21 protein-coding genes, 1 pseudogene and 2 riboswitches are annotated in these 24,966 nt (G+C 46.9%); of the genes and pseudogenes, 5 read left to right on the forward strand and 17 right to left on the reverse strand.

Annotation, left to right across the window (positions count from 1 at the left end; genetic code table 11):
* Positions 1–11 precede the first annotated feature (11 nt).
* Positions 12–1,319: an ABC transporter substrate-binding protein gene (locus tag PaeBR_RS20870; protein WP_410512399.1), complete on the forward strand. Its 1,308-nt coding sequence runs from the start codon at positions 12–14 to the stop codon at positions 1,317–1,319.
* Between the two features lie 131 nt (positions 1,320–1,450).
* Here PaeBR_RS20870 and PaeBR_RS20875 read toward each other — a convergent pair whose 3' ends face one another.
* The 7 genes and pseudogenes from PaeBR_RS20875 to PaeBR_RS20905 form a co-directional block, all read right to left on the reverse strand.
* Positions 1,451–1,978 carry an HXXEE domain-containing protein gene (locus PaeBR_RS20875; RefSeq protein ID WP_410512400.1) on the reverse strand — a complete coding sequence of 176 codons (528 nt, stop codon included), beginning with the start codon at positions 1,976–1,978 and terminating at the stop codon, positions 1,451–1,453.
* Positions 1,979–2,001: 23 nt separating this feature from the next.
* On the reverse strand, positions 2,002–3,555 hold the full coding sequence (locus PaeBR_RS20880; protein WP_410512401.1) for an SAM-dependent methyltransferase: 1,554 nt from the start codon (positions 3,553–3,555) through the stop codon (positions 2,002–2,004).
* Positions 3,556–3,609: 54 nt separating this feature from the next.
* Positions 3,610–4,167 (reverse strand): annotated as a pseudogene (locus PaeBR_RS20885) (Nramp family divalent metal transporter); the annotation flags it as partial.
* A gap of 159 nt (positions 4,168–4,326) precedes the next feature.
* Positions 4,327–4,755, reverse strand: coding sequence for a tyrosine-protein phosphatase (locus PaeBR_RS20890; RefSeq protein ID WP_410512402.1), 429 nt, complete (start codon positions 4,753–4,755; stop codon positions 4,327–4,329).
* 4 nt (positions 4,756–4,759) lie between these two features.
* Positions 4,760–5,179 carry an arsenate reductase (thioredoxin) gene (gene arsC / locus PaeBR_RS20895; protein WP_410512403.1) on the reverse strand — a complete coding sequence of 140 codons (420 nt, stop codon included), beginning with the start codon at positions 5,177–5,179 and terminating at the stop codon, positions 4,760–4,762.
* 20 nt (positions 5,180–5,199) lie between these two features.
* Complete coding sequence (locus PaeBR_RS20900) at positions 5,200–6,495, reverse strand: arsenic transporter (protein WP_410512404.1); 1,296 nt, start codon at positions 6,493–6,495, stop codon at positions 5,200–5,202.
* Between the two features lie 74 nt (positions 6,496–6,569).
* Positions 6,570–6,896: an ArsR/SmtB family transcription factor gene (locus PaeBR_RS20905; RefSeq protein ID WP_410512405.1), complete on the reverse strand. Its 327-nt coding sequence runs from the start codon at positions 6,894–6,896 to the stop codon at positions 6,570–6,572.
* Between the two features lie 132 nt (positions 6,897–7,028).
* Between PaeBR_RS20905 and PaeBR_RS20910 the strand changes: the two genes are divergently transcribed.
* The 4 genes from PaeBR_RS20910 to PaeBR_RS20925 all read left to right on the forward strand — a co-directional run bounded on the left by PaeBR_RS20910 (position 7,029) and on the right by PaeBR_RS20925 (position 9,092).
* Entirely contained in the window at positions 7,029–7,478 is a 450-nt protein-coding gene (locus PaeBR_RS20910; protein WP_410512406.1) for a MarR family winged helix-turn-helix transcriptional regulator, read from the forward strand.
* A gap of 72 nt (positions 7,479–7,550) precedes the next feature.
* Positions 7,551–7,727 (forward strand): hypothetical protein, encoded by a 177-nt coding sequence (locus PaeBR_RS20915; protein WP_410512407.1) that lies wholly within the window; start codon positions 7,551–7,553, stop codon positions 7,725–7,727.
* Positions 7,728–7,785: 58 nt separating this feature from the next.
* Positions 7,786–8,598 (forward strand): arsenite methyltransferase, encoded by an 813-nt coding sequence (locus PaeBR_RS20920; protein WP_410512408.1) that lies wholly within the window; start codon positions 7,786–7,788, stop codon positions 8,596–8,598.
* Positions 8,598–9,092: an arsinothricin resistance N-acetyltransferase ArsN1 family A gene (locus PaeBR_RS20925; RefSeq protein WP_410515261.1), complete on the forward strand. Its 495-nt coding sequence runs from the start codon at positions 8,598–8,600 to the stop codon at positions 9,090–9,092. The genes PaeBR_RS20920 and PaeBR_RS20925 overlap by 1 nt, the downstream gene beginning before the upstream one ends.
* Positions 9,093–9,162: 70 nt before the next feature.
* Here PaeBR_RS20925 and PaeBR_RS20930 read toward each other — a convergent pair whose 3' ends face one another.
* The 10 genes from PaeBR_RS20930 to PaeBR_RS20975 all read right to left on the reverse strand — a co-directional run bounded on the left by PaeBR_RS20930 (position 9,163) and on the right by PaeBR_RS20975 (position 24,951).
* A complete protein-coding gene (locus PaeBR_RS20930; RefSeq protein ID WP_410512409.1) occupies positions 9,163–9,321 on the reverse strand; it encodes a hypothetical protein in 159 nt (52 codons plus the stop codon).
* Positions 9,322–10,058: 737 nt separating this feature from the next.
* Complete coding sequence (locus PaeBR_RS20935; protein ID WP_410512410.1) at positions 10,059–10,685, reverse strand: hypothetical protein; 627 nt, start codon at positions 10,683–10,685, stop codon at positions 10,059–10,061.
* A gap of 31 nt (positions 10,686–10,716) precedes the next feature.
* Positions 10,717–16,725 carry a DUF6531 domain-containing protein gene (locus PaeBR_RS20940; protein ID WP_410512411.1) on the reverse strand — a complete coding sequence of 2,003 codons (6,009 nt, stop codon included), beginning with the start codon at positions 16,723–16,725 and terminating at the stop codon, positions 10,717–10,719.
* Entirely contained in the window at positions 16,722–18,710 is a 1,989-nt protein-coding gene (locus PaeBR_RS20945) for an S-layer homology domain-containing protein (RefSeq protein WP_410512412.1), read from the reverse strand. The genes PaeBR_RS20940 and PaeBR_RS20945 overlap by 4 nt, the downstream gene beginning before the upstream one ends.
* 43 nt (positions 18,711–18,753) lie before the next feature.
* A riboswitch (cyclic di-GMP riboswitch) is annotated at positions 18,754–18,848 on the reverse strand.
* 116 nt (positions 18,849–18,964) lie between these two features.
* Entirely contained in the window at positions 18,965–20,164 is a 1,200-nt protein-coding gene (locus PaeBR_RS20950) for an MFS transporter (protein WP_410512413.1), read from the reverse strand.
* A 19-nt stretch (positions 20,165–20,183) separates the two neighbouring features.
* Complete coding sequence (locus PaeBR_RS20955) at positions 20,184–21,209, reverse strand: ROK family protein (protein ID WP_410512414.1); 1,026 nt, start codon at positions 21,207–21,209, stop codon at positions 20,184–20,186.
* 155 nt (positions 21,210–21,364) lie between these two features.
* Positions 21,365–22,774: a sensor histidine kinase gene (locus PaeBR_RS20960; protein ID WP_410512415.1), complete on the reverse strand. Its 1,410-nt coding sequence runs from the start codon at positions 22,772–22,774 to the stop codon at positions 21,365–21,367.
* On the reverse strand, positions 22,771–23,478 hold the full coding sequence (locus tag PaeBR_RS20965; protein WP_410515262.1) for a response regulator transcription factor: 708 nt from the start codon (positions 23,476–23,478) through the stop codon (positions 22,771–22,773). Before PaeBR_RS20965 ends, PaeBR_RS20960 begins: the two co-directional genes overlap by 4 nt.
* Before the next feature lie 223 nt (positions 23,479–23,701).
* Positions 23,702–24,166 carry a C40 family peptidase gene (locus tag PaeBR_RS20970; RefSeq protein WP_410515263.1) on the reverse strand — a complete coding sequence of 155 codons (465 nt, stop codon included), beginning with the start codon at positions 24,164–24,166 and terminating at the stop codon, positions 23,702–23,704.
* A 4-nt stretch (positions 24,167–24,170) separates the two neighbouring features.
* Positions 24,171–24,302, reverse strand: a riboswitch (cyclic di-AMP (ydaO/yuaA leader).
* A 61-nt stretch (positions 24,303–24,363) separates the two neighbouring features.
* A complete protein-coding gene (locus tag PaeBR_RS20975) occupies positions 24,364–24,951 on the reverse strand; it encodes a TVP38/TMEM64 family protein (protein ID WP_410512416.1) in 588 nt (195 codons plus the stop codon).
* Positions 24,952–24,966: the final 15 nt, after the last annotated feature.

Genomic DNA, 24,966 nt, shown 5'->3' on the forward strand with positions numbered 1-24,966 from the left:
GAGGTTATTTTATGAAAAGAAGGTTTGCATTCATTTCCGCAATCGTTTTCGCTCTTGTGATCGCAGGCTGCGGGAACAGCGGCAATAACAGTCCGGCTACTAATGAGAGCGCTAACAACACAACTAAAGAGACAGCTGCTCCAGAGGCAACAACCGCTCCCAAAAAAGATGTTACGATTAAAATGTTCCAGTTCAAAGTTGAAATTGCAGAGCAACTGAATGCACTTGCGGAAGAATATGAAAAGGAAACCGGCGTAAAGGTTGAGGTTGAAACCCACGGCGGCGGCGAAGATTACGGCGCTCTGCTTAAAGCGGAAATTGCTTCCGGCTCGGAGCCTGAGATTTTTAATAACGGAGGATATACCGCCCTCGTTCCTTATATGGACCGGGCAACTGATTTGTCGGGCGAGCCGTGGGCCAAGGACCTGCTTCCAACCGCCAAAGTCCCTGCAACTGTAGACGGCAAGCTGTATGGCATGCCGATGAACGTAGAAGGCTACGGCTTGATCTATAACAAGGCACTGTTTGAAAAAGCAGGGATTACCGAAGAGCCGAAGACTCTGTCTCAACTGAAGGCTGCTGCTGAAAAACTCAAGGCTGCCGGAATCACCCCGTTTGAAGCAACAAATGAATGGTGGTCCATGGGTATTCACCTTGTGAACGTAGGTCTTGCCCATCAGGCCGATCCGAAGCTATTCATTGATGATCTCAAAGCAGGCAAACAAACGATTAAGGGCAATGAGGCATTCACTCAATGGCTTGATCTGGTTGACGTAATCTTTAGTAACGCTCAAAAAGATAAAATGACTACCGACTACGCTACTCAAGTTGCTGATTTCGCTTCCGGCAAAGCGGCTATGATGCTGCAGGGCAACTGGACCCAAGGCGATATTGACAAGATTGATCCGGCTCTGAGCTTAGGTGTTCTCCCACTCCCTATCAGTGATGAAGAAGGCACGATCCTGGTCGGCGTTCCGAACAACTATATCGTCAACAGTAAGTCAGCAAATCCGGAAGAGGCTAAAGCTTTCCTGAACTGGCTGGTAACCTCGGAAACCGGTAAAAAATACCTAACAAAGGAATTCAAGTTCATTCCTGCTCTGAGCAATATCGAAACGAAAGCTGAGGATATCGGTCAAGTGGCTGTTGCCATTCAGGAAAAGTCAGCTACCGCACTCGGCTGGAACTGGGATATGTTCCCTGACGGCGTAACCCAAGGCTTCGGTGCAGCAATGCAGGAATACCTTGGCGATCAGATCTCCCGCGATCAACTCCTGGAGAAACTGGATAAAGCCGTACAGGATATCGTGAAGCAATAACAATATGCCTTAAACTCCCCTGTCTCAAAGTAAAGCCCCGCCCCCAGATTCCGTCAGGTGTATGCCTGATCGAATCAAAGGGGGCGGGGCTTTCCTTTCTATATTGCCCTCTTTCATTGTACGCTTTCAGATCATCTGCTTTCAGGACGGCTTAACTTTCTGCCAATAAAATGAAGGAACATGAGCAGTGGTGCAAAAAGCACCGCGACTAAAACGATGTAGATTAATAGGCTTGGGAAATGAAGTAAATCGTTGCGGATAAAGTAGTCTATACTCAATAGACCGTAGGGGATCAGGAGAACGAGACTCGTTGCCGCCCCCGGAGTCCACCTTCTCAGGTAAATCGATGCCCCGATATGCATGAAAGCATGCAGAAATAATCCAAGACTCAGCACAATATAGAGAGGATAAAATTGAAATTCATAAGCTAAAAATGTTGAAATGGAAAAAATAATAAACAGCACGCCAACAGCTGCAGAAAATTGTGAAGTCGTGAGCGATGACAACCGATCTACTCTGCCCAAAAATCTGGCGGGCACCCTTTTGGAGATATATTCTTTGTTTTTGCTCATCCATCCTGTAATAGGAACAATTTCTTCAAAGTCATGTATCATAAATATAATGGGAAGCAACCATAAAATGCTGGTATCACTGATCATAGAATTATTCATCTCCCCGACCATTAATCTTTCAGAATTTCCAGCAGCTCGAGCGCCTCTTCATTCTCCGGCTCCAGAGCTAAAGCTCTACGCGTATAATCCACTGCGGCAGCTTCATAACCAAGCTCAATGCTGCAAATGGCCAGACTATAGAGCACGGCCATCACGGGGTCTTCTTCATTTGCATGGAGTGACCGTTCAAGGAATACCAGCGCATCCTCGAACATGTCCATTTCAAACAGCAGCAGCCCGCAGTCCAGCGCCAAATCATAATTCTGCTCCATGGGATAATAGCCTGCCCACATCAAGTGTATGCCTCGCTGAAGATCCAGCTTCTCCTCGTCACTGCCCTCCTGCAGCAGCTCCGACAGGCGTTCAGCGCTTTGAATAAATAACTCGGCATCGTACCCGCCCAATCGCCAAAAGGCCAGAATTTGCTGCAGGCCCATGGTATCGAATTGCTGATCCACCCATTCCTTCATGCTGAAGAAATCATCCGGTCCAAAGCGCTCGATAAACCGCTTGTAGGCTAGGCGGGTGTTGGCATAACTCATGGGCTCCTGAAGCATCAGAATGCAGCCGATGTTCAAGTTTTTATAGTGATGTGCAGTAAATAAAGAGTGCGCCCCCCTCTGCTCAAAAGTGTGCTGGATCGCATGATAATTTGCCGTTAAGGAAAAGCTTCCGTGATGAATAAGCTTCGGCGGCTCTGCAAATTCCCAGTTTTCCAGCCTGTGATCGCCTTTATCTGCTGTGAGCAGAAGGAATCCTTCCCGCGACAGCTGACTGAGACGCTCCAGACACGCAAGCCCCACAGCCGGAAAAAGAATATGGGAATCCTCCAGCTTCTGCTGATAGAGTGCTATAACGTTATGATAAGGATAATTTTCCGCTTCGTATCCGGCGGCCCGGCGATAATGGTACTCCGGAATAACTCCCTCCAGCATTTCCGAGGGTTTCAGAGTGGCACCATCATCCGGAAACCGCAGGGAAACCTCGCATTCGAATATCTTGCCTTCACCCACATAGATCAATTCCTGCGGGATACTGTCAAAAAAATAATTAGCGACAACCAGCAGCGGCTGCTTCAGGTCGCCGGGCCGGATGCTGGTGTTAGACTGCGTCAAATTCAGCTCTGTATCATGTACAGCATCAAAACGCGCGAAATCCAGCAGTCCCTGCTCGACAAAGGGTTGTAAGCCGGGATGCTGCTGCCAGCTGGAGATATTTTTGGAGGGTAAATCACTCATGACATAACGAAAAGAAGGCAGCGGGATCCCGGCGTAATCTCTGATTTCGCACAGTTTCTTAAGGATATGAAAAGCCAATCGGCCAGCTCCAGCTCCCAGTTCTAGAATCGTAACCGGTTCTGAGATGTGGCCCAGAGCGGCCCGATCTTGAAGAAACCCGAATATCATTTCGGCATAGGCCGCAGCAATCATCGGATTATTCGTAATATACTGCGGGACTGCATCATTATTCCACGCCTTGATCCCCTGCTCTTCATAATAATCCCGCTGCAGCTCCCAGATAGGCGCTTCACTGAAACGGTAAATGGGTTGTCCGGTATTCGTCATTTATATAAACCTACTTTGCTATAGTTGTTAAACACATTTAAAACCCATTTAAAAAATCATTTCAAACACCAAAAACAAATTCAACAGGACGACTAATCCCGATATGATCCAGCCTAATAATGCGGTGAGACGATGATTGACCAGCTCACCCATGATCGCTCTGTTGCTAGTAAAGATTACCAAAGGAATCAGGGCGAAAGCAATACCAAAGGATAATATAATAAATTCTGCCAGATCGGTGGCTATAATTACAAGTTCACTTTGAATCCACAAGAAAATAGATACGCCCCTCGGGAATCTTTCGTGTGCGATCTCGGGCAAATTCTTGCCTGTTGCAATTCCGAGCTTAGCGGATAAGGACTGTATGAGAACTGCCATTAAATTGGACGCAACGATCACCCATAATAAAAGATAACCGTACTTGGAGCCTGCTGTAATATTGGTAGCAAAATTTCCGGGATCAATATAGGCTACCGCAGCAATAAATGCCGGACCGAGGAAAGGAAGGATTCTTCTGATTCCCTTAATATCCCCTCTTAATACGGCTTCTGCGGATAACGGTTGTTTTTGATTTCTTAGCAGCTTTTGTTCCACTATGCTTGGCTCTATCATTTCAATCCCTCCTCTACCGAAAAGTTGTCTGTATACATGAAAGTTTCCTATGTGCAAATTCAGAATTATTATATGCCGATAACCGAAAAATGAACCGGATGAAGCTCAGGAATGATTACCTGAACCTCGTCCGGCTCTTTTTGACTCATACTTCGTTATTTATTTACTATAAAAACCATTCAATACTTCAAGCATTTCCGGTTTGATATTGATATCCGGCCGTTTTTCTTTAGCCAAACGCTCTGCCTCTTCCACGCTCGAAGCCAAGCCTAGTTCCAGCAATAAGCCCGTGGCTACTGTACCCGTGCGGTTGCGGCCGCCGGCGCAGTGGAAATATACACTTTTATTATTATTGACGGCTTCCTTTACAGCCAAGATCGCTGCATGCACAGAAGCTTCTTGTCCTCCGGCGTCCTCTACAATGGGAAAATGGTGACGGGTTACATTCGCGGGGAATCCTTCCGCCTCGGTTCCGTTATCCCGCAAATCAAACACATCCGAAATCTCTTGATCCCGAAGAGCTTCCATCAAAGCCGCTTCCCCGCCGATATATACTTTTCCCTCAATCAGTTCATGATAATTCGCCATCTAATTACTCTCCTGTATCCGCAAAACGTTTAATGCGTTCTCCGACCTGATCGCGGACGCGCTGGAATACCGCCCATTTTTCTTCCTCGGTTCCTTGTGCTTTGGCCGGATCATCGAAGCCCCAGTGCTCACGTTTCACCTTTGGAGGGGTAATCGGGCATTTATCTGCGGCATCCCCGCATAAGGTTACCACCAGATCGGCGTTGCTCAGCAGATTAGAATCAATAATATCGGAGGTATGCCCGGAAATATCAATTCCAACCTCATTCATGGCTTGTACCGCTTTCGGATTCAGACCATGCGCCTCAATGCCTGCGCTATAAACGTTCCAGCTATCCCCCAGGTATTGCTTGGCCCAGCCTTCAGCCATCTGACTCCGGCAAGAGTTTCCTGTACATAAGAAGTAGAGTGTTTTTTTGTCCATGTTCGATAATCTCCTTTATATTAAAAAATGGTTAACCGCAGATACAATCCCAAAAGGGTGATAAACAGCGTTGGAATGGTTAAAATAATCCCTGTTTTAAAATAGGTACCCCAGGATATCTTCACACCCTTGGACGACAGAACATGCAGCCACAGCAGTGTGGCGAGCGAACCAATCGGGGTAATCTTCGGCCCTAAGTCGGAACCGATAACATTGGCGTAGATCAAAGCTTCCCTGATGATACCGCTGGTGTTCGTTGCATCAATGGCCAGCGCGTCAATCATGACGGTAGGCATATTATTCATCACTGATGAAATAAACGCTGCAATGAATCCCATTCCTATCGTTGCCGCGAACAGACCCTGGTCAGCAGTCGCCCGGATCACGTCAGCCAGCAAATCCGTAAGCCCGGCATTTCGCAGTCCATACACTACCACATACATCCCGATGGAAAAAAACACGACCGCCCAAGGTGCTCCCTTAACCACTTCCGTTGTTTTAACAAAAGGACTTCTTCTTGCCATAAGCAAGAAAAAGATGGCGATGACCCCGGCAACAATGGAAACCGGAATGTTCAGGAATTCACTGACAAAATATCCGACAAGCAGAACGGCCAGCACAATCCAGGACAACTGAAACATCTTCTTGTCTTTGATGGCATCCCGGGGATGTTTAAGCTGCGAGCTGTCAAACTTCCTTGGAATGCTTTTTCGGAAAAAGAGATACAGTACCAGAATACTCGCACCCAGGGAGAACAACGTCGGCAGAATCATATGTCCCGCATATTCCATGAAGGTGATCCCGAAGAAGTCGGCGGAAACGATGTTGACCAGATTACTGACGACAAGCGGCAAAGAGGTCGTATCCGCTATAAATCCACTGGCAATAATGAACGGAAACACCTTTTTCTCGTCAAAGTTCAGTGCCCGTACCATCGCCAGAACGATGGGAGTCAGGATAAGCGCCGCTCCGTCATTTGCGAAAAATGCAGCCACAACCGCTCCAAGAACCGTAACATACACAAACATCCGCAAACCGTTTCCGTGAGCGGCTCTGGCCATATGCAGGGCAGCCCATTCGAAGAACCCGATCTTGTCCAAAATTAAGGAGATCAGGATGATCGCTACAAAAGCCAGCGTGGCATTCCACACGATTAACGTTACATCTTTTACATCCGTGAAACTAACTACCCCTGCAAGTAAAGCCAGTACAGCCCCTCCGCAGGCAGACCAACCAATCGACAGGTTCTTTGGCTGCCAGATCACAAATACTAATGTAATTAAAAAGATGATACTTGCCAGGATTATCTCAGTCACTTCCCAAACCTCCATCTGCATTTTCAGACATCACTATATAACTATATAGTGATATCTTATTTATATAAAAACATCTAGTCACATGAAGCAACCACCTGTTCTTTATTCAAAAGGGATAAGATCGTTGCAGAATCAGGCATTTGATTGAGAACGGCCTGAATATAGGGCTTATCTTCAACGTTCAATGAATAGTGTACCCATTGTCCCCGCTTACTCTCTTTCACGATACCTTGGCTTTTTAACTTTCTCAAATGCTGGCTAATCGCCGGCTGGGAAATATCGAAGATGGATACAAATTCGCACACACACCATTCCCGTTCTTTCAGAAGAGAGAGCATAGCGAGCCGTGTTTTATCCCCTAAAAGCTTCAAGTCATCCGCAATAACTGTCAATTGTTCCATAGCAGTTCCTCCTCCCTCCATATATAAGCTAATGCTTATATTCTAAAGCGGAACATAGAAATAATCAAGTTCAAATAATTACTTGCATTATGCAATTATATGAAGTATAACTAAGACATGAGGTGAATTGAAATGGAAAGTGCACGTGAGTTGTTTCAAATCATGACCCGACGCTTTGGCCTGCTGAACAGAAACTGCTGCACCGTAGGCGGATGCGACATCTCCTTAGTACAGAGCCATCTGCTTTATGAGATTGATCGTCAGCATAACCCTTCCATGCAGCAGGTAGCAGAGTCATTGGGTACAGATATTACAACCTTTAGCCGGCAGGTTCAATCCCTGGTAAAAATGAGTCTTGTCAAGAAAACGCCTGATCCCGCGGATCGCAGAGTCTTTACGCTATCGCTTACCGTTGAAGGGAGAATGGTGGCCACTATGATTGATCAGCAAATGAATGATTATCTCGAAGAAGTCTTCTCGTATATGAGCGAATATGAGAAAGAAACGATATTGCGGTCTGTGAAGCTATTTAATGATGCCATGGGGAAATCAAGCAAATGCTGCGCACCTGTAACCGGGTGATTTCCCTTAACATATAATTGCATTATGCAAGTTTTCGGGAAGATCATTCTATTTTATCAGGAGGTTGTTGTAATGTTAAGTGATTTATATGTGGCGGAGAGCTTGGCCAAGTATCGTGAAATGGAACTGCAGAAAGCAGCTTTACACGCTTGGAAATTCCCCAAGAAGAAAAGCTTCAAACGTAAAGGCTCCCTTTTCTCCAGATTCAACCGTTCGCAAAACACTGTTTGCTGCCAGCCCTGCTGCTAAGTTTCGGCACTAGATACGCTGTAACCAAATTTACTTAGATTAAGAAGGAGTGTTGTTCATGAACAAGCTTACGAATGACCAAATTCGCCAAAATGTCAGAGGCCGGTACCAAGAAATCGCAGTCCAAAAAGTAGAGGCCGGTTCCTCCTGCAGTTCAGTAGAAAGCTCAACCAGCTGCTGCGACACTCCCAAGGATTTCAATAAAATCTCCGGGAAACTGGGGTATTCGATTGATGAACTGTCTGCCGTTCCCGTGGGCGCTAATCTGGGACTCGGCTGCGGTAATCCAGGGGCGATTGCCGAAATGCAAACAGGCGAAACTGTTCTGGATCTTGGAAGTGGTGGCGGCTTTGACTGCTTTCTGGCCTCCCGTCAGGTGGGTGCAGCCGGGCATGTGATTGGAGTGGATATGACACCGGAAATGATCAGCCGGGCACGCGCAAATGCCATTAAAGGCAATTTCATAAATACCGAGTTCCGATTAGGTGAAATTGAGTATCTTCCGGTCGCCGACAACACGGTGAACGTCATTATCTCCAACTGCGTGATTAACCTTTCCCCCGATAAGCAGCAGGTGTTCCATGAAGCATTCCGGGTGCTCCAGCCGGGTGGGCGTCTGGCTATTTCGGATATCGTCACCACGGCTGAGCTGCCTCCTGAAATCAAGAATGATCTGAATGAATTGTACTCAGGATGTATATCGGGGGCATCCTCTGTTGCTGACCTTGAGGCCATGCTTGCTGAGAGTGGGTTTACCAACATTTCGATTGAGCCGAAAGACGAATCCAAAGCTTTTATCAAAGACTGGATTCCCGGTGCCAACATGGATAATTACATCGTCTCTGCTGTTATTAAGGGCACTAAAGAATGATATCCACACTAACGGTTCGACAAGCCACATCGGATGATATACAGAGTATTCTACGCATCTACAATCAAGGCATCGAGGATCGTATTGCAACACTCGAAACTGACGAAAAAGACTTGGGTTATATGGAAGCGTGGTTTCAGGATCATCAAGGAAGATACAGCGTGTTGGTGGCTGATCGGGACGGCATCGTGGTCGGCTGGGCTTCCCTTAACCCCTATTCCCATCGCTGTGCATACAGCGGAGTGGCAGATCTTTCAGTTTACATTGACCGTGAATCTCGCGGGCAGGGCGTCGGCAGCTCCCTTCTTCAGGCATTGGAAACCAAAGCCCGGGAGCTCCAGTTTCATAAAATCGTCCTGTTTACCTTCCCCTTTAATCAAATCGGCCAGGGCTTATACCGAAAAATGGGCTACCGCGAGGTTGGTGTCTTTGAGAAACAAGGGATCATGGATAACCAATATATTGATGTGATGGTCATGGAGAAACTGCTGTAGAGTACAGCAGGTCGTCCCTTAAATAACCTGCATAAAGTCCCGATATGAGACAGCTCTCAATATCGGGACTTTATGCGAGCCCGCCATTTCGGGTAATGGAAAGTAGAACCAATCCAGCCGAAATGAGGCTAGGGTCCAAATCAGGAAATCTGGAGTTGGGCCGCTGCCCGAAGTCAAAACCTTCATCGTAGTTATGAGCGACACCTGTAAAGAAAATTCTTAAGTTCAAATTACTGGGTTGTTGGCGGACCCAGGATACGCTATCCACTTGAAATACCCCCAATTTCGGTTTTGGCGGACAGAGGAGCCCTTATTTAGCTGAAAGCGGGCTAAAGAAGGCGTTGAATCCACAATTAGCGTCCCCTTATTTAGCTGAAAGCGGACTAAAGAAGGCGTTGAATCCACAATTAGCTGCACCTCAGTCCGCTTCTGTTCTATTTTAGTACATCAGCCGATAAGGGCTATGCAGTCCGCCCAATGGCTCAAATCCGCGTGTACCCTTATGCAACATTTTGTCAAGCACTGATTCTGGTGTTGACTCAGTATATTTGGAAAGAACGGATACGGATGAACTATCGATTTTACCGGGCAAGGAGTGAAATTCAGTAGAGGTTCCCGTCCGCCGGAGGAGCACATCCACATTATAACCAGACGGTCAATGCTAACGTTAATCCGTTGACCGTTGATCTTTCCATCTGCGCTATTTCCTGCCCTTTAGTGCATTCGGCGCCAGGCGGGGTATCTCAATACAGACAAAAAAACAAACCATATGTAGTTCAAGCTTTGTACGTACCTTCTTTTCAGGATAAATTCATACGGAGCTTATGAAGGTAACTTCTGTGATTCTTGAAATATCGTTTCAATCGTGACCGGGTGGGCTTATTCTCTATGCCGCCGCGGGGGTGTCCACGAGAAAAAAAGAACCACAGGCGGAGGGGAGTCGCCTGTGGTTGCAATAATTTCGCTTTAATTCACTCTTCTTGAAGTTCCTGCTATGATGTCAATTTCAAATTTCTCTTCAGGTATGCCAAGTTCTTTTGTCGTATACAAAATATATTGAAATGCATTTCCCGTTGGTTCAAGCATCACCCAGTGATTGACCTTTTTAACCCCAAGTCCTACAATCTTGCGTGTCTGAATATCAACAGGAATGTACATTTCCTCCCCCGAGCCCACTTCTTTTAGGTAGAGCCGCGCATGACTATTTCTTTGAAACAAATTGATTAAATCGATTCGATATTCATATTTTTCGTCTGCCGTAATTTTGATTGAGTCACTTTCTATCTTTTCGTTCGCCCAACCGTGGGTACTTACACTTTGAATAAGGGCGGCTGAAAGTAGCATAGATAATAGTAGCCCAACACAAATTCCGACATATTCTACTCCGCTCGTTGGAGTCCATCTTTTAATAAGTAAAATAGTAAATAATCCAACAAACAAGAGAACAGGAATACCCGCACCCCAAAATATGGTAGTCCCTATAATATCCATCCCTCGTTGAAAATATGCTGTTGAACCTAGAAGAAACCAAACAAATGATGAAGTACTAAATATTATTACTACTATCAGTAAAAGTCGTAACCATGCTTGCATGTTCGCCCCCCTTTGGGTTGTGTATATAACATTATCGCAACTTTAATATTGGCTCAATATATTTTTTCCAAATATCTATGTTGCTGTGCATGGTTGAATGAGCTTGAACTTTGGTACCGGTCTCGCCATCTTTTGCACGCACATTATCTGCACCCTTAAACTTCCTTGTAAAAGTAGACCCTGCCAACCACCATCTTCCTCCCATATCGCCTTGGACAATATCCCTATTATTATACATTTGAATATGTTGCCCGACCTCTGTTTTCAGCTTATAATCCCTCACAGGAGTTGCGATAGTGATTAAGGTTTCCACTTCCATTCCTTTTTCAGCCAATAGATTAGCCAACATGATTGCTACGTTTCCTCCATGACTATGACCGACCAATCTAATAGGTTCATCAGGATTTTCCGTGTGCCATTCATATACTTTATTTACAAAATATTCAGCCGCATCTGAACGAGCACCTTTATTATTTTCGCCCGACCAATTTAGCTTTTCACTTGTCTCATCAAATAAGTTTTCAACATAGTCCACAAAATCATCTGTCCAAGTATCCCCATCTGAAAAAGTGCCATGAACAAGCCAAACTTTATGACCAGTCGGGTCGGTATAAATCAACGGATTATTACTCACATACGTAAACAAATTCAAACTCTGCGGATTATCAATCTGCCCCTTATACGTATCCTCACTTATAAACCTGCCAATCTCCGGCTTATAATAACGTGCTCTGGCATACGTATTACTGCTGGCAAAGTCATAACCCAATCCCGTGTAACCGAACAGGTTATCCGGACCCGGCCAGTTGAGATCAAACTTCTTCGCATCGAGCGGCACTCCGAATTCGTCATAATGGTAGCGTGACGATACACGTCCGTCCTTCTCTACAAGCCCTAAAGTGCTGCCTAGTGCATCCTGCATATACCACAGTGTCTTCGGCTGCACATCCGGTTCAGCCCCGCCGGCACCCTGTGTCGGTTCCCAGCCATTGTTGGTATCGTAGGCTGGCAGGTAGGTCATGCTTAGGCGCTCACCGCCTGCTCCGTATACATAGGACTGCTTCCATTTGCTGCTGTCTGCTTCCGTGACTTGAAGTGGCTCAGGTAAGGCCAAGCTTAGGTCATTGGTAAAGTTCAATTCCCAATGCTCTTTCTTGAACTGCTTCTCCCATCCGTCTCGCGGTCCACCCGGGTGCAAGTCCGGATACTCCTCATCCACATTGCCGCATTTCTTGGCTAGACCAGGTGGAATAAAGCCCGGCGGTACGACTTTACAGTTGTCCGATCCATTGCCGTTGCCGTTCCCATTGCCACTTCCGTTTCCGTTACCGTTACCGTTACCATTACCATTACCATTACCTTTCCCGTTCCCTTTGCCATTGCCTGTTCCGCCATGGGCGTAATCAATGGTCATCTGCATCCGATTCCCATCGCCGTCGTAGGCGTAGCGGGTAATGTCTCCCTTGGCATTGGTTTGCTGGGTTAGACGGTTAGCTCCGTTCCATACATTTTGTTCGATAACCTCCGGCTTTGACCAGGCTTCTTCGCCCTCGGCGGTGAGAAGCGTATCGGCGTTCGTTTCCGCAGCGATGGTCTTGTCCGGCGTTTTATAGACATTGTCTACTACTGTAGAATCATCATTGGCTAAAGGCATAATTTCCGGAAGCTGCAAACGCTTCTGCAAGATCTGCAGTAAATTGCCGCGAGGATCATATTGGTAGTTGTTGATCTCGCTTCCGTTCGTAAGCTCCTCTAGACGATCCGCTTCATCATACGTGTAGGACTCCGTTTGTGTCAGTTCGCCCCACTGATCCATTTTTGTCTTCCGATTCCCTACTGCATCATATTGATAGCGAGTAATTGCAGGCAGCTCAACAGACACCCCATTCTTTGTCTGTACCTCTACCAGCTGGTTCAGTGCATCGTACGCATAATCCGTTACGATTCGATCCTCACTGTCATTGCCGTCGGTATCCTCTTCATCGTTGCCGTCTGATTTACGTTCACTCCCTATACGGTTGCCGACAGGATCATACGAGTAGGTCAACTGTTCCAGAACTTTCTGGAATTGATTGCTGTGTGTGAGTTGCAACAATTGACCGGCATCGTCATAAGTATAGGTGCTTTCTCCCAGCGTCGGAAGCTTCTTGGAGGTAAGCAACCCGCGAGCATCGTAGGTATAGGTTGTAGTCCTACCCTCTTGATCCGTCACTCCAGTCATTCTGTCCATCAGGTCATACTGGTACGTGACGGAAGTACCTTCCGGATATTCCACTCGGCTCCGCTGACCCGTTGCCGTCCATTCAAACCGGACGGTTTTCGCGTTCGAATCGGTGGTCTGAGTCAGTCGGTTTAGCGCATCGTAAGCATACGCTGTCGTTCCCAGCTCGTCCGTCATCCGTGTTCTACGCCCGGCCGCATCATAGTCGTAATCGACTTGCTTTCCATCTGGATAAGAAATATTTGTAAGTCTGCTCAATTTGTCATAAGCGTAACTGGTTAATGCACCGTCCGGCGACGTAATATCCGTCATGTTGCCCATACTATCGTAGGCAAACGCTGTGATACGCCCCATAGGACCCGCTTCTTGGAGCAGTTCATTGCGTCGATTATAATCATAGCTCATTACACGTCCCAAGGCATCCGTCTTGGAAGCAATGTTGCCTAACGCGTCATAAGCGTAAGCAGTCGTTTGACCCAGCGCATTGGTTACCGCAAGCAAGCGTCCCAGAGCATCGTAACCATATCGGGTCGACTGTCCCTTGGCATCCTTCAGCCCCGTCAACTGTCCACGGGCATCATAAGTTAACTCTGTTGCATGTCCCAACGGGTCGACGAGTCTTGTTACCCGGCCAAGCGCGTCATATTGATACGCTGTAACCTTGCCACTCTCATCGACTAATCCGGTTACCTGCCCCAGCCCGTCACGATTCATCGTCGACGTCTGGCCAAGAGGATCCGTCACTTTCACCAGCATACCCCGGACATCGTAATCCAGGTTCCACTCCGCACCGTTCGGTTTAATAGTCCGGATTAAGCGGCCGGCCCCATCATAATCATAAGACGTGACTTGGCCTAATGCATCCGTCTCCGTAATCATTTGTCCAAGTAGATCATAGGCGTAGAGTATGGTATGACCGAGCTGATCCGTTTCCTGCGTCAGTTGGCCTGCCGCATCATAACTGAAGGTGGATACGCCGCCTGCCGCATCGGTCATCTTCACCGGCAGATTTCGGCGGTCATATTCGATCTTAATAGTGCTGTCATTCGGCTGGACGACGCCGATTACATTACCATTACCGTCATACTCATAGCTGCTGACATGTCCTTCCGGATCGGTTACTGACACCAACCGATTGCTGGAGTCGTAGTCTGACACCGTCTCTGAGCCTGCCGCATCCGTCTGTTTGATCCTATTCCCCACCGCATCATACGTATAAAGGGTGGTGTTGCCCATCGCATCGGTTACTGATGACAGTCTGGCAAAGCTGTCATATTCGTATGCAGTTCGAGAGCCGGCAGCATCGGTATAGCCGATAAGATTGCTGTCCTTATCGTACTCATAACGTTCCGTATGCCCTAGTGCATCTATTCGTGCCGTCACCCGGTCCCTCGGGTCGTATTGAAGCTTCGTACGGTACCCAAGCGCATCGACAATCTCGCTAACCCTGTGAAGCGGGTCACGCACCAGTTCCTGCCGATTGCCGAGCGGGTCCGTAATCAGGCTGGCAAATCCGTACGAGTCGTTCTCTATCGATGTCTGCTCGCCATTGGCGTTAATGATTGACTCCGGAACTCCCTTGCCGTTCACCGTGACTTTGGACACGCCTCCGAGCGCATCGGTGATGGAGGTCAGATTCCCTTTCCCATCATAGGTCAGTGCCGTTTTGCGTCCGAGCGGATCAATGAACTCTACCGGAAGATTGAAGACGTTGTACCGGATTTCCGTCTGATAGCCTTCCGGATCCTGTGCGCGGATCAGATTGCCGCTTCCATCATACTGGTATTCCCATTCTGAACCATTGCGGTCAGTCATCCGGATCATGTTGTCGTTCTTGTCGTATAAGAACCTTTCAACCGTACCATCATCATAGGTAACCGATGTTTTGCGGTATCGCTCATCAAACTCGTATACCGTTTTACGGTCAAGCGCGTCAGTTGTTACCGTCCTCTTGGAATCCGGGATGTACTCAACATCGCCCCAAACTCCGGCAAAATCGCGCTGCCGCACAACCCGGTCCTGTTCGTCGTATTCATTAATCAGCTCCGAAGTTTCATTCGGGTTTTTGATGCCTGTCATGCGATGCTTCTCATCGTAGGTATAGGTAATTCTGCCGCTATCCGGCAAAATCATAGCCGTTAAGTCATGATTTACAGCATCGTATTCATAGCTTGCGAATCGGCCCGTGTGATCGGTTACCCGGGTGATTTTGCCTCCCGATCCGTACGTAAGGGTAAGCTTCGCACCATCTGTGGCAATCTCAGTTAGCAAGCTGCCATGATAGGACAGCTGAATTCTGTTCCCGTTCGCATCCTCAATCCGGTACAGCTTACCATCTTTACGATAGGTATACGAAATTCTATCCGGTGTTTGCTGCGTATAGGAACCATCGGTATTACGGACGAGGGTATCGTATAAACCATCCGGCCCTTCATATTTACCACCGGCAATCGGGTCAAAACGGTAACTTGCACCCTCCGGCGATGTAACATACAGCACTCCGTTTTCTCTGAATTCCAGCTTCCGCTCATAGGAGTGATGCCAGCCAACCCCAAAATCCCCGTCATACTTGTCTCGGCTGTGATAGGTAAGGGACATGTCAAGCGGCATGACTGCTTGTAAGCTGATGTTTGTCTGCTTGAAAACAAAATCTCCCGTAGCCAAGTTGACTGGATCGAACGCTGCCGGCAACGGATGTTTGTTCCGGTTCGCATACTCCTCTTGAATCCGGTCGTCATCCTCGTGACCGATTTCACCTGCATGCTTCGGGTTCATAATCCATAGGTTAACTCCCTCATCAATTGGACCATAACAGACCTGATCGTTGCAGTCCTCGACCGGGAAGCCGTTGAATTTGGCAATTTCACTGATCATCTGTACGATTGCATCTTTCTCATCTACACCATAATAATAGCTGGCTACGACGGCCCAGTTAATACCCCATGCAGGAGCAGTGTATTTAAGCACCTTCAACTTCTCGGAGCCTGTCGAACGTTTACTATCAAAATCCCTTATAGAAAAGGCTTGAATCTCCGCAATTTTATAAGCCGGAAGCTCTATTTGCTTTTCCCACTCTCCGATATATTTAGCCGGTGGATTATCGGATCGTTCCGGAAAATTCGTGAAATAGGAAGCATCCGCAGGTATGTTAAGTGCCCAAGATGAGGTTCGCGGCTTCACGGGAACTCCCGTAACGAGGGTCTCCACTTTTTCGTCATCGAAGGTCGTATTGTCGCGAACCCTCTGAATCAGTTTCATCTTAAGCTCTACCTTGGTGCCGATCTCCGCAATGCCGCGGATAATATACTTGCCGCTTTCCGGGTCTCGGATTATCTCCAAGCCTTTGGGCTGCGGTGGATTAGGATTGATAACCTGTACAGTCCCCGAACTGCCGTTATTGGGAAAACGGGTTGGGGTGACTTGAATTTGATAGTCACCTTCCGGCGCCGGCTTGCCGCTTATCAGTCCGTCCCATAAATAATAGTTACTTGCATTAGTGGCATAGCTGCCCGAATCCAGTGTAGCTACCGTGGAACCATTACGTTTTAAATTTATGACCGTATCATGATATTCCTGCGTTTTGTCCTTGGGATCCGGATTGTCAAAACTGAAATTCACTAGTGTCTGTCCACCATATACTGAACTGAAGGAACTCTGATCAATCTTCAACGAGGTGTCCGCATAAGCTTTCGGCAGATCCTGATTTGGAAGCAGCGGCAGTCCCGTCAGCACTATGATAAATGCCAGAAAGCATTTGCCCAAAAGCCCAAGACGATTCCCCCGGCTCCATCCGTTTTTCTGTGGCCTATCGTTGCTCATTGAAAGACTTCCCCTTTCTTGCCCAGCCATCTGTAAATAACAGCCGCGGCTTCGGCTCTTGTGCAGGTAGCCCCTGGATTCAATCGGTCGCCGTTCCCTTGAATGAGACCACTCTTGATGGCCGCCTGAACGGAAGGCTTGGCCCATGCATGGACCTTGGCGGCATCGGTGTATGCAGTCAACGCTTCACTTTGCTCTTCTTTCCGCAGCGAGGCGGCATTCGTCAGCATAAGCATCATTTCCTCGCGGGTGATGGAGGCATTCGGTTTAAACAAACTTCCTTCATACCCTTTGACCCACCCCGCCGATGCCGCCTGTTTTACCGCATCCGATGCCCAGTGGCCCGCAGGCACATCCTTGAATGAAACGCCCCCCTCCGTTTGGCCTCTCAGACCAGCGGCTTCAACCAGCATTTTGGCGAACTGAGCGCGTGTGACGGATTTTCCGGGTTCGAAACGTCCTGTGTCCATGCCATTCACGATCCATCTGGATGCAAGCACTTCCACCTCGTCTTTTGCCCAGTGGCTCTTCATATCCGTGAATGAAGGCTCGTTTAGGAACAGGGCGTACAACCCAGGCTCTTCAACTTGCGTCCGAATGTTCCGCCAGGAGGCGTCCATTGTTCCACCGGCGTAAATCCACTGTCCGGTAGCCCCGTTATAACGGTAAACGCCTGTCCGATTAGCGCGGTCGGCTGTTGCAGGGGATTGCTCTAATTCAAAGGTAAGCGAAGCTGGTTTTTCCAATTTCGCTTCCGAAGTCCATGTCCAAGAGATCCCAAGCCATGTCATTTCTTTATTCTTCGTTGCAGCCGGTCCGCTTTTCTCTACAAGAATCCGTGAATCCTTGCCGAATGTCCCCGGTTCAAAAGTGAGCCGTACGTCTTGTCCGCCCGCGACCACTCCGCCGTTAGGGCCGATAGAATCCCTGCCCTGCTGAAGCGCAGCCGTTGAAGCTGTATCGCCGGTTTCGCTTTTTACGACCTCCCTGCTAACCAGCCGGCCATCCTTGGCAATCGTGAGTTCTTCTCCGTTGAAGCCGACAAACTGGGACGGCTTAACGACACCCAGACTGAATGTTTTTCCGGTCTGTAAATCTGCGCTCCGCACAATCGCCTCTCCGCCCGAAGCCTCCAGCCAAGCGGCTGTTCCCCCTGAAATGCTCATTTCCTTGTATTCGGTTTTACCCAACATGACCGGCTGGGTCAAGTCAACCGGCTGGGGATCGCTCTCTTTCAGGTCAAGGAACGTATACTTTCCTTTATATTCAGAATCCCGCTGCTTCCACAAAATCTGCTCTCCGTTGAATACGAACCGCTCCACGTAAGAGGTGTAAGACAGGTCAAGAATCTTCCGGCTCGTTCCGGAAGAAATCACGTATTCATACAGATCGCCGTCCGAGCCACCTTGGTAGACAATGCTTCCGTTCGCTACGACCGGGTCTCTCCCTTTACCTAAATCTGTCAAAGTCCCATTTGTCTGGTCATATAAATGCATGTCATATTGAGGGTTAGTCTGCCAGACAATATAATCGCCGTCGATAGAAGGTATGCGATTCTGCCCTTCATTTACATTCAGCTTGGTCTCGACCTTCGTTTGGACATTGTAACTGTAGATATCCCAGTTAAAATTAACAGTCCCGGCGATTTGGTTTCTTTTGTCAGCCCATACAACAACCGGCTCGCCTTTTCCATTAACACCAACGACGGGAGTATCCGTCATTTTACCGTGATTTGTTACTGCAAGTGTTTTTCCGGTAGCCGTATTGCCGTAATAGATTTGACCCGCATAATTCGCAGCTCTGGACCGCCAGACCACATGAGTCCCCGATTCCCGAACATTGATTCCGTCGACAGTTAATGAAGACGCTTCATCCTTGTAGGTATAGACCGTTTCCGCAAATGTCCGGTTGACGGGCATTCCACCTGTCGCGATTACTCCCGCCATCAGCAGCAGTGCCGCTCTTTTCCAAAATACGCTTTTCATAAATTTCTCCCCCTTAAAAATAACAACAAAAAAACCAAGCCTCTTGAGAAACCCGGCTGCCAGGTCATGAATGGAATCATGACGGAAGGCCCGTGGCTTTGCGTCCCCGACTTTCGTACGGGTTTGCCTTTGTTCAAGCACTTGGTTTCCCATTAATAGTGCTTTATGTATAGTCAATAAGTCTTGCTGCTTCCAAAATTATACACAGTTCTACATATTATTACCATAGTATTTTTTCAGGTCATGTTTATAAGTCAGTTCAGACGTCTCTCCATCAAAGCATTGATCTTCTCCGACCCGATAAGCATAACGACAACATAAGCCACTATAACAAACGGAAAAATCATAAAGGTAGTATGAGCTCCCACCCACCAAAGCAGAGGCGGCAATAAGGCCCCGCCTGTATAGGCTACAGCCATCTGATAACCCATGATTCTCTGCGAATGCTCTTTTCCAAACCACACAGGCGTCTCATGCAGCATGCAGGGAAATATAGGTGCAGATCCTAAACCTACCAAAATAAAACCGATAAGTGAATAGATGGTCGGTAGCGGAATGACCAAAAGTATGGCTCCAACCAGAGCTATCGTTTGCCCTGCACGTATCAGAATGCGGTTGTTGAATCTGAATGTAACAAATCCGGTGATAAACCGCCCTACGGTAATTCCTCCATAATACAAGGAAACCCACTGGGCGGCCACAACGGCCGATAAATCCTTAACGTTAACAAGAAAGCTGCTGCCCCACAAGCCCATCGTTGCTTCCATACCCACATAGAACAAAAACGTAAGAAGGGACAGTTTAACACCCTTGATTTTCAAGGGTTTTTCGTTTGATACGGTCTCTGACAGCACAATGTTACTCCGATCTGCTTGAGACTCATTTCCTTCTTTAATATTGTTATTCTCCACTCGCTTCCATAAAGGGAGAGTACAGAAAAGCAGTACCACCAGAACAAATTGTATAATAGCTACAACCAAATAACCGCTCTTCCAGGAATTATCACTGGCCATATAATGGGACATAATAATGGGTCCAAGCATCGCGCCAATTCCCCAAAAGCAATGCAGCCAGCTCATATGATGGGCTTTATAGTGGGTAGCTACATAGTTATTCAACCCTGCATCGATAGACCCCGCCCCCAAACCAAGCGGCAAGGCAAGAATAGCGAGCCAAAGGATCGAGGGTGACAAAGAAAATCCCAATAACGACACCGCCGTAACCGTCACACTTATAAAGGTAACATTCCCCGTACCCCACCGTTTAAGCAGGGTTCCGCTTGCCAAACTTGAGAAGATCGTACCCGCTACAATAATCATGGACAGCAAGCCCGCTATTTCTATCGGCGCCCCATATTGCTGCTGCATCACAGGCCAAGCCGCTCCAAGCATCGAATCAGGCAATCCCAGACTGATAAAAGCCAAGTATATAATGATTAAGAAAAATGTAGCCATTCGATTACCACCTGTATTTTTATTTGGTTAACTGCAAGTTGGGTTCCAGCGTACTCAAGGTTTGTACAATCATGCCCTTTACATAATCAGCCGCAAAATCCTTCGAAAGAATCACCCTCGGCATTGCGCTTGGCGGGAGCTGTGTGCCGCATAATTTGGTAATTGCATTCAAATGTTCCGGCCTTAAAAAGCTTCCATACAGCACCACGGCATCAGGATTTAGCACGCTGCTGACCGCCACCGTAAGTTTGCCTATCGCTTCGCACAGCCGCTCAAAAGATGCAAGCAAAGAATCCTCACCCCAAGGAATCCCAAGCGGCATATGGGCCACTTCCCCCGCGAAACTGCGTTTTCCCTTATAAAGCTTTCCATTGATAAAAATACCCGCACCTGGTGGAAACCGCTCGGGGAAATATAAATAGACTATTGAGGAATCCGCCTCTACCTGCGTCCTGTTACAGAAACCTATGACTGCCGCGTTCACATCATTCTCTATGACAACCGGCTTGTGATACCGGAGTCTGAAATGCTCCGTTACAGAGATGCCGAGCAATGCCTCATAGTCCGAAACAACCATTTTACCATCGTATTCCGCACCGGGTAAGCCTAGGCCAATAGCCTGAATAGAGGGGTGCCCGGCAAGCGAAGTGTCAATGATCTGTTCCAAGCTCAGCAGATTCACCTTCTCAACCTTCACATCTGTTTCATACACACAACTGCCGGAGAGATTAACCACAGAGCTATGTATAAAGATGTCCCCATCCCTTTCATGCGGGAACAAAATCAACGCAAGCGCGTAATCCTCGTTGTAAATATATTGCTGCGCCGGCCTCCCTCCACGGGATGAGGTTAACCCTGCCTCCAGCACTTCATTTTGCCCTGCCAAATGCTGCAGCATCGTGCCGACAGTGACAATACTGAGTCCGGTAATCTCGGCAATTTGCCGTTTTGTAGCCTGTTTTTTCTCCTTCAGGACTTTTCGTACCAGATTTATATTTACCTCTTTAATCACAATGGCATTTCCGCCAATGTTCTCCACGTCCATCACCTCAGTTATTATAATACTTTATAAAAGTGTTTTAATAAATAGTCTTTTTATGGCCATACCCGTTATACTGGCTGAAACGATTAATGGCTGGAATGGGTCACTAGATAAGCAAAGCTGAAAAAAACTTCGGAAGGATCTCCGAAGTCTTTTGTTCATATACCTCCCTCCCGACTCTCCGGCGGCAGCACAAAGCTGATCTCAAAACGGGTACCTATTCCTGCTTCACTGGTTACTTTTATTTGTCCGCACTGGATTTCAATCAGCTTCTTCACAATGGACAGACCCAACCCGGTACCCCCATACTGACGGGAACGGGACTTTTCGACTCTATAAAACCGTTCAAAGATATAGGGCAGTTCATCTGCAGGAATACCAACCCCGGTATCCTCCACTATAATAGTGATGGAGTCAGAGCCATATATCAAATAAACATCTATGCTTCCCTGCTCTGTATAACGAATGGCATTCTCCAGCAGGTTTAGTACGATTTGTTCCATACGTTTGCCATCGGCACGAACCATTATAGCTGTTCCTGATTGATTGATATTCAGCCCCAGACTTTTGTTCCTCGCCTTCAATTCGACCTTTCGGACAGCCTGTTCAATGAGTTCGGACAAATCGATCCATTCCGGCACAAGTGAGATTCTTCCCTCTTCCATCTTTGCCAGATCGAACAAATCATCTACTAAATGCTGAAGTCTTACTGCTTCCTGATAGATAATGTCCAGATACCTGTCCTTCTCTTCTTCAGTTTCATACAACTGCTCCTTAACCACCTTGGAGTATCCTTCCAGATAAGTTATGGGTGTCCGCAGCTCATGGGATATATTTGAAAAGAATTCCTGGCGGGTATCCCGGTAGCGCTGCAGATCCACCGCTAAATCATTGATTGCCTCCGCTAAAGTGCCTATTTCATCCTTACTTCTGATTTCCAATCGGGTTTCCAGCTCACCCTGGGCAATTTTACGGGTCGCACTTTGCATTTGCAATAGCGGACGGGATAGAATTTGAGCGATAATCCAGGTTATGCCCAGGGCCAGTAAAAATGCACCCATCCCCGAGAGGAGCAATAAGTTCCGCACGCCTGATAGCGATTGTTCCATTTGTTCCGTAGAGGACATGACGTATAAAGCCGAGTTAATTACTCCTCCGCTGGATATCGGTTGGCCCGACACCATATAACGATGTCCCGCAGTATCCTCATACTGTAGATTTATCTTCTCCCCGGAGAAAATCTTATCGATGTCGGAAGCCCTAATAAAGGATCGGTCCGCTGAATCATGTATTCCTGAATGCAGGATGACTTCCCCATTTTTTAAAATATTAAAAATACTGACACCCGAAAACTCGGCAAATGTCTTCATGGTTTGCTCGGATGTAGTATCATCGGCATTGGCCATAACCGCGAAGTGGGAGGTAATCTCCTCGTTTTCTCTCTGCATTTCTGCTGAGTAAAAATTAGTAAACATTCTGTCAATTGCAAAGCCGAGGAATAATAAAACGATCAGAAATACAGTGATGATCACAAGGCCAAGCTTAAAGCCGATCCGGTTATTTCTCATTCTTTATCTCCCGGAACATGAAATTTATAGCCTACTCCCCACACAGTTTGAATCGGATTATAACTCATGCCCGCCTTTTGCAATTTTTCACGCATATTTTTGATATGGGTGTCTACAACCCGAGTCTCGCCCTCGTAATCATACCCCCACAGCCTTTCCACCAGCTCCTCCCTGCTAAAGACACGCTGCCTGCTCTGGGCTAATGCAGCAAGTAGATCGAACTCCTTTTGGGTTAATTCGACCCCAACCTCTTGAACACGAACCTCCCGGGCATCCGGGAGTATGGTTAGCTGCGGAAATTCCATCACCCATACCTGAGGCTCAGAGATCTGATTAATCGTTGATCTCCGAAGTAAAGAGTATATTCTCGCGAGCAGCTCTTCCGTGTCAAAAGGCTTGGTCAAATAATCATCCGCACCCATCCCGAGCCCATGAACTTTATCCTTTGTTTCAGAACGTGCAGTGAGCATCAGAATGGGGACCGAATCTGTCTCTCTGACCACCTTGCATACTTGCCAGCCATCCATATCAGGCATCATCACATCAAGCAGGATAATATCAAAGGCATTCTTTTTGATCATGGATAATGCCTCGCGGCCCGTCGCGGCTTCCTTAACCATAAATCCTTCTTTCATTAAATAAATCCGCAGCAAGTTCCTCATATTCCATTCGTCATCGACAATTAACACCTGGAGCTTCGACAGGTTGCCCACCTTCTTCGTTATTTTAATTTTTCAGTTTTTCTTATAATAATGCGTTAAAATAATAAAGATGTAAACGTATTTACATCATTCCCATACCGGAACCTTGCGACTACTGCCGTACCATTTTTTTGTTTCATCAGTCAATAAGTAATTAAAGCAGAACCGAATGCACTAAAAAAGGACAAGTTCGTGAGTAATCACGAGCTTGTCCTTTTTTATTTCTCTATTTTTCCATTTGAAGATAACTCTTCTGATCCACCACACGACGAGCCGTAACATAACGATCTTGGTAATAAGACTCCGACAAACTACTTACTCTTACACCCTTGCTGGAAGAGTGCGCAAATTGATCATCACCTATGTAGATTCCTGCATGAGAAATCCCTTTACCGAAGGTATTAAAAAACACCAAATCACCTGGACGCAGATTTTCTTTGGCGACCGGCGTTCCGACCTTGGCTTGGGATTGGGAAGTACGCGGAAGGTCGTCTACATTAAACTTTTTCAGTACATACAAGATAAATCCTGAGCAATCGAACCCTGACGTGGTAGTTCCTCCGTAAAGGTAAGGTGTTCCTATTACTTGGTTTACTACACTATCAAGCTTGACCTCACTTGCGAATGTACTGGGTGCTGTAGACGTAAATAAAACAGCGGCTCCCAGTAGAGATATAATGACTTTCTTCAGAAACTTGTTCTCCCTTCAATGCCTACGGAGTTAGCTGAGGGTTCGGTTAAAGGTTCCCTATATTCTCTTGCTTACAAGAATAATTCACCCGAAGTGGTTCCCCCGTTTTCAAATCGAAATTCGGCAGTTGGTTAATATTTTGTAACTATTAATAATGTAATATAGTAAGTTGAACCTGTCAACTGTTAATAGGCAACTTATTTAATGTCCTTCTGTCGCGAATATATAAGGATTAATAGTAACAGAAGAAACAAAAGTGAAATCATTAATTTAAGCCTTCCATCGATTATAGATACATATCCATATCCAATTAGGGCCTCGATCGATAAAGAGGGAAGCTTGCCTATTACCGAAGCCAGCATATAATTTGAGAAACTTACTTCCGATAGCACACTAATCAGGGTAACCAAGGACGATGGAATAAACGGTGTTAACCGGGCCAAAAGCACCGCAATAAATTGGCGTTTAGGACTCATCGATTTAATCCTGGCCATCCACTCTATTTTTTTACTATAACGGATTCTATCATTAAGCTTTAGTGCACCAATCCGGTAGAGAATATAGGAAACCATTGCCCCTGATACCTCACCGGCCCAAGAGATCATAAAACCGGGAACCAGACCAAAGACCACAATATTTACGGTGGTTAAAGCAACTGAGGGAATTATCCCTATCACGCTAATGAGAATATTCAAGATAATGCTAATTATGATTGCCCAGGTTCCCCATGCACTTAACCATTGCGCAAGATAATCAGATTGTATCGCCAATATTTGCAAGGTCATCCCTTTCCCTTTAGG

This window comes from Paenibacillus sp. BR2-3, from assembly GCF_046529485.1.
Lineage (GTDB): Bacteria > Bacillota > Bacilli > Paenibacillales > Paenibacillaceae > Paenibacillus_AQ.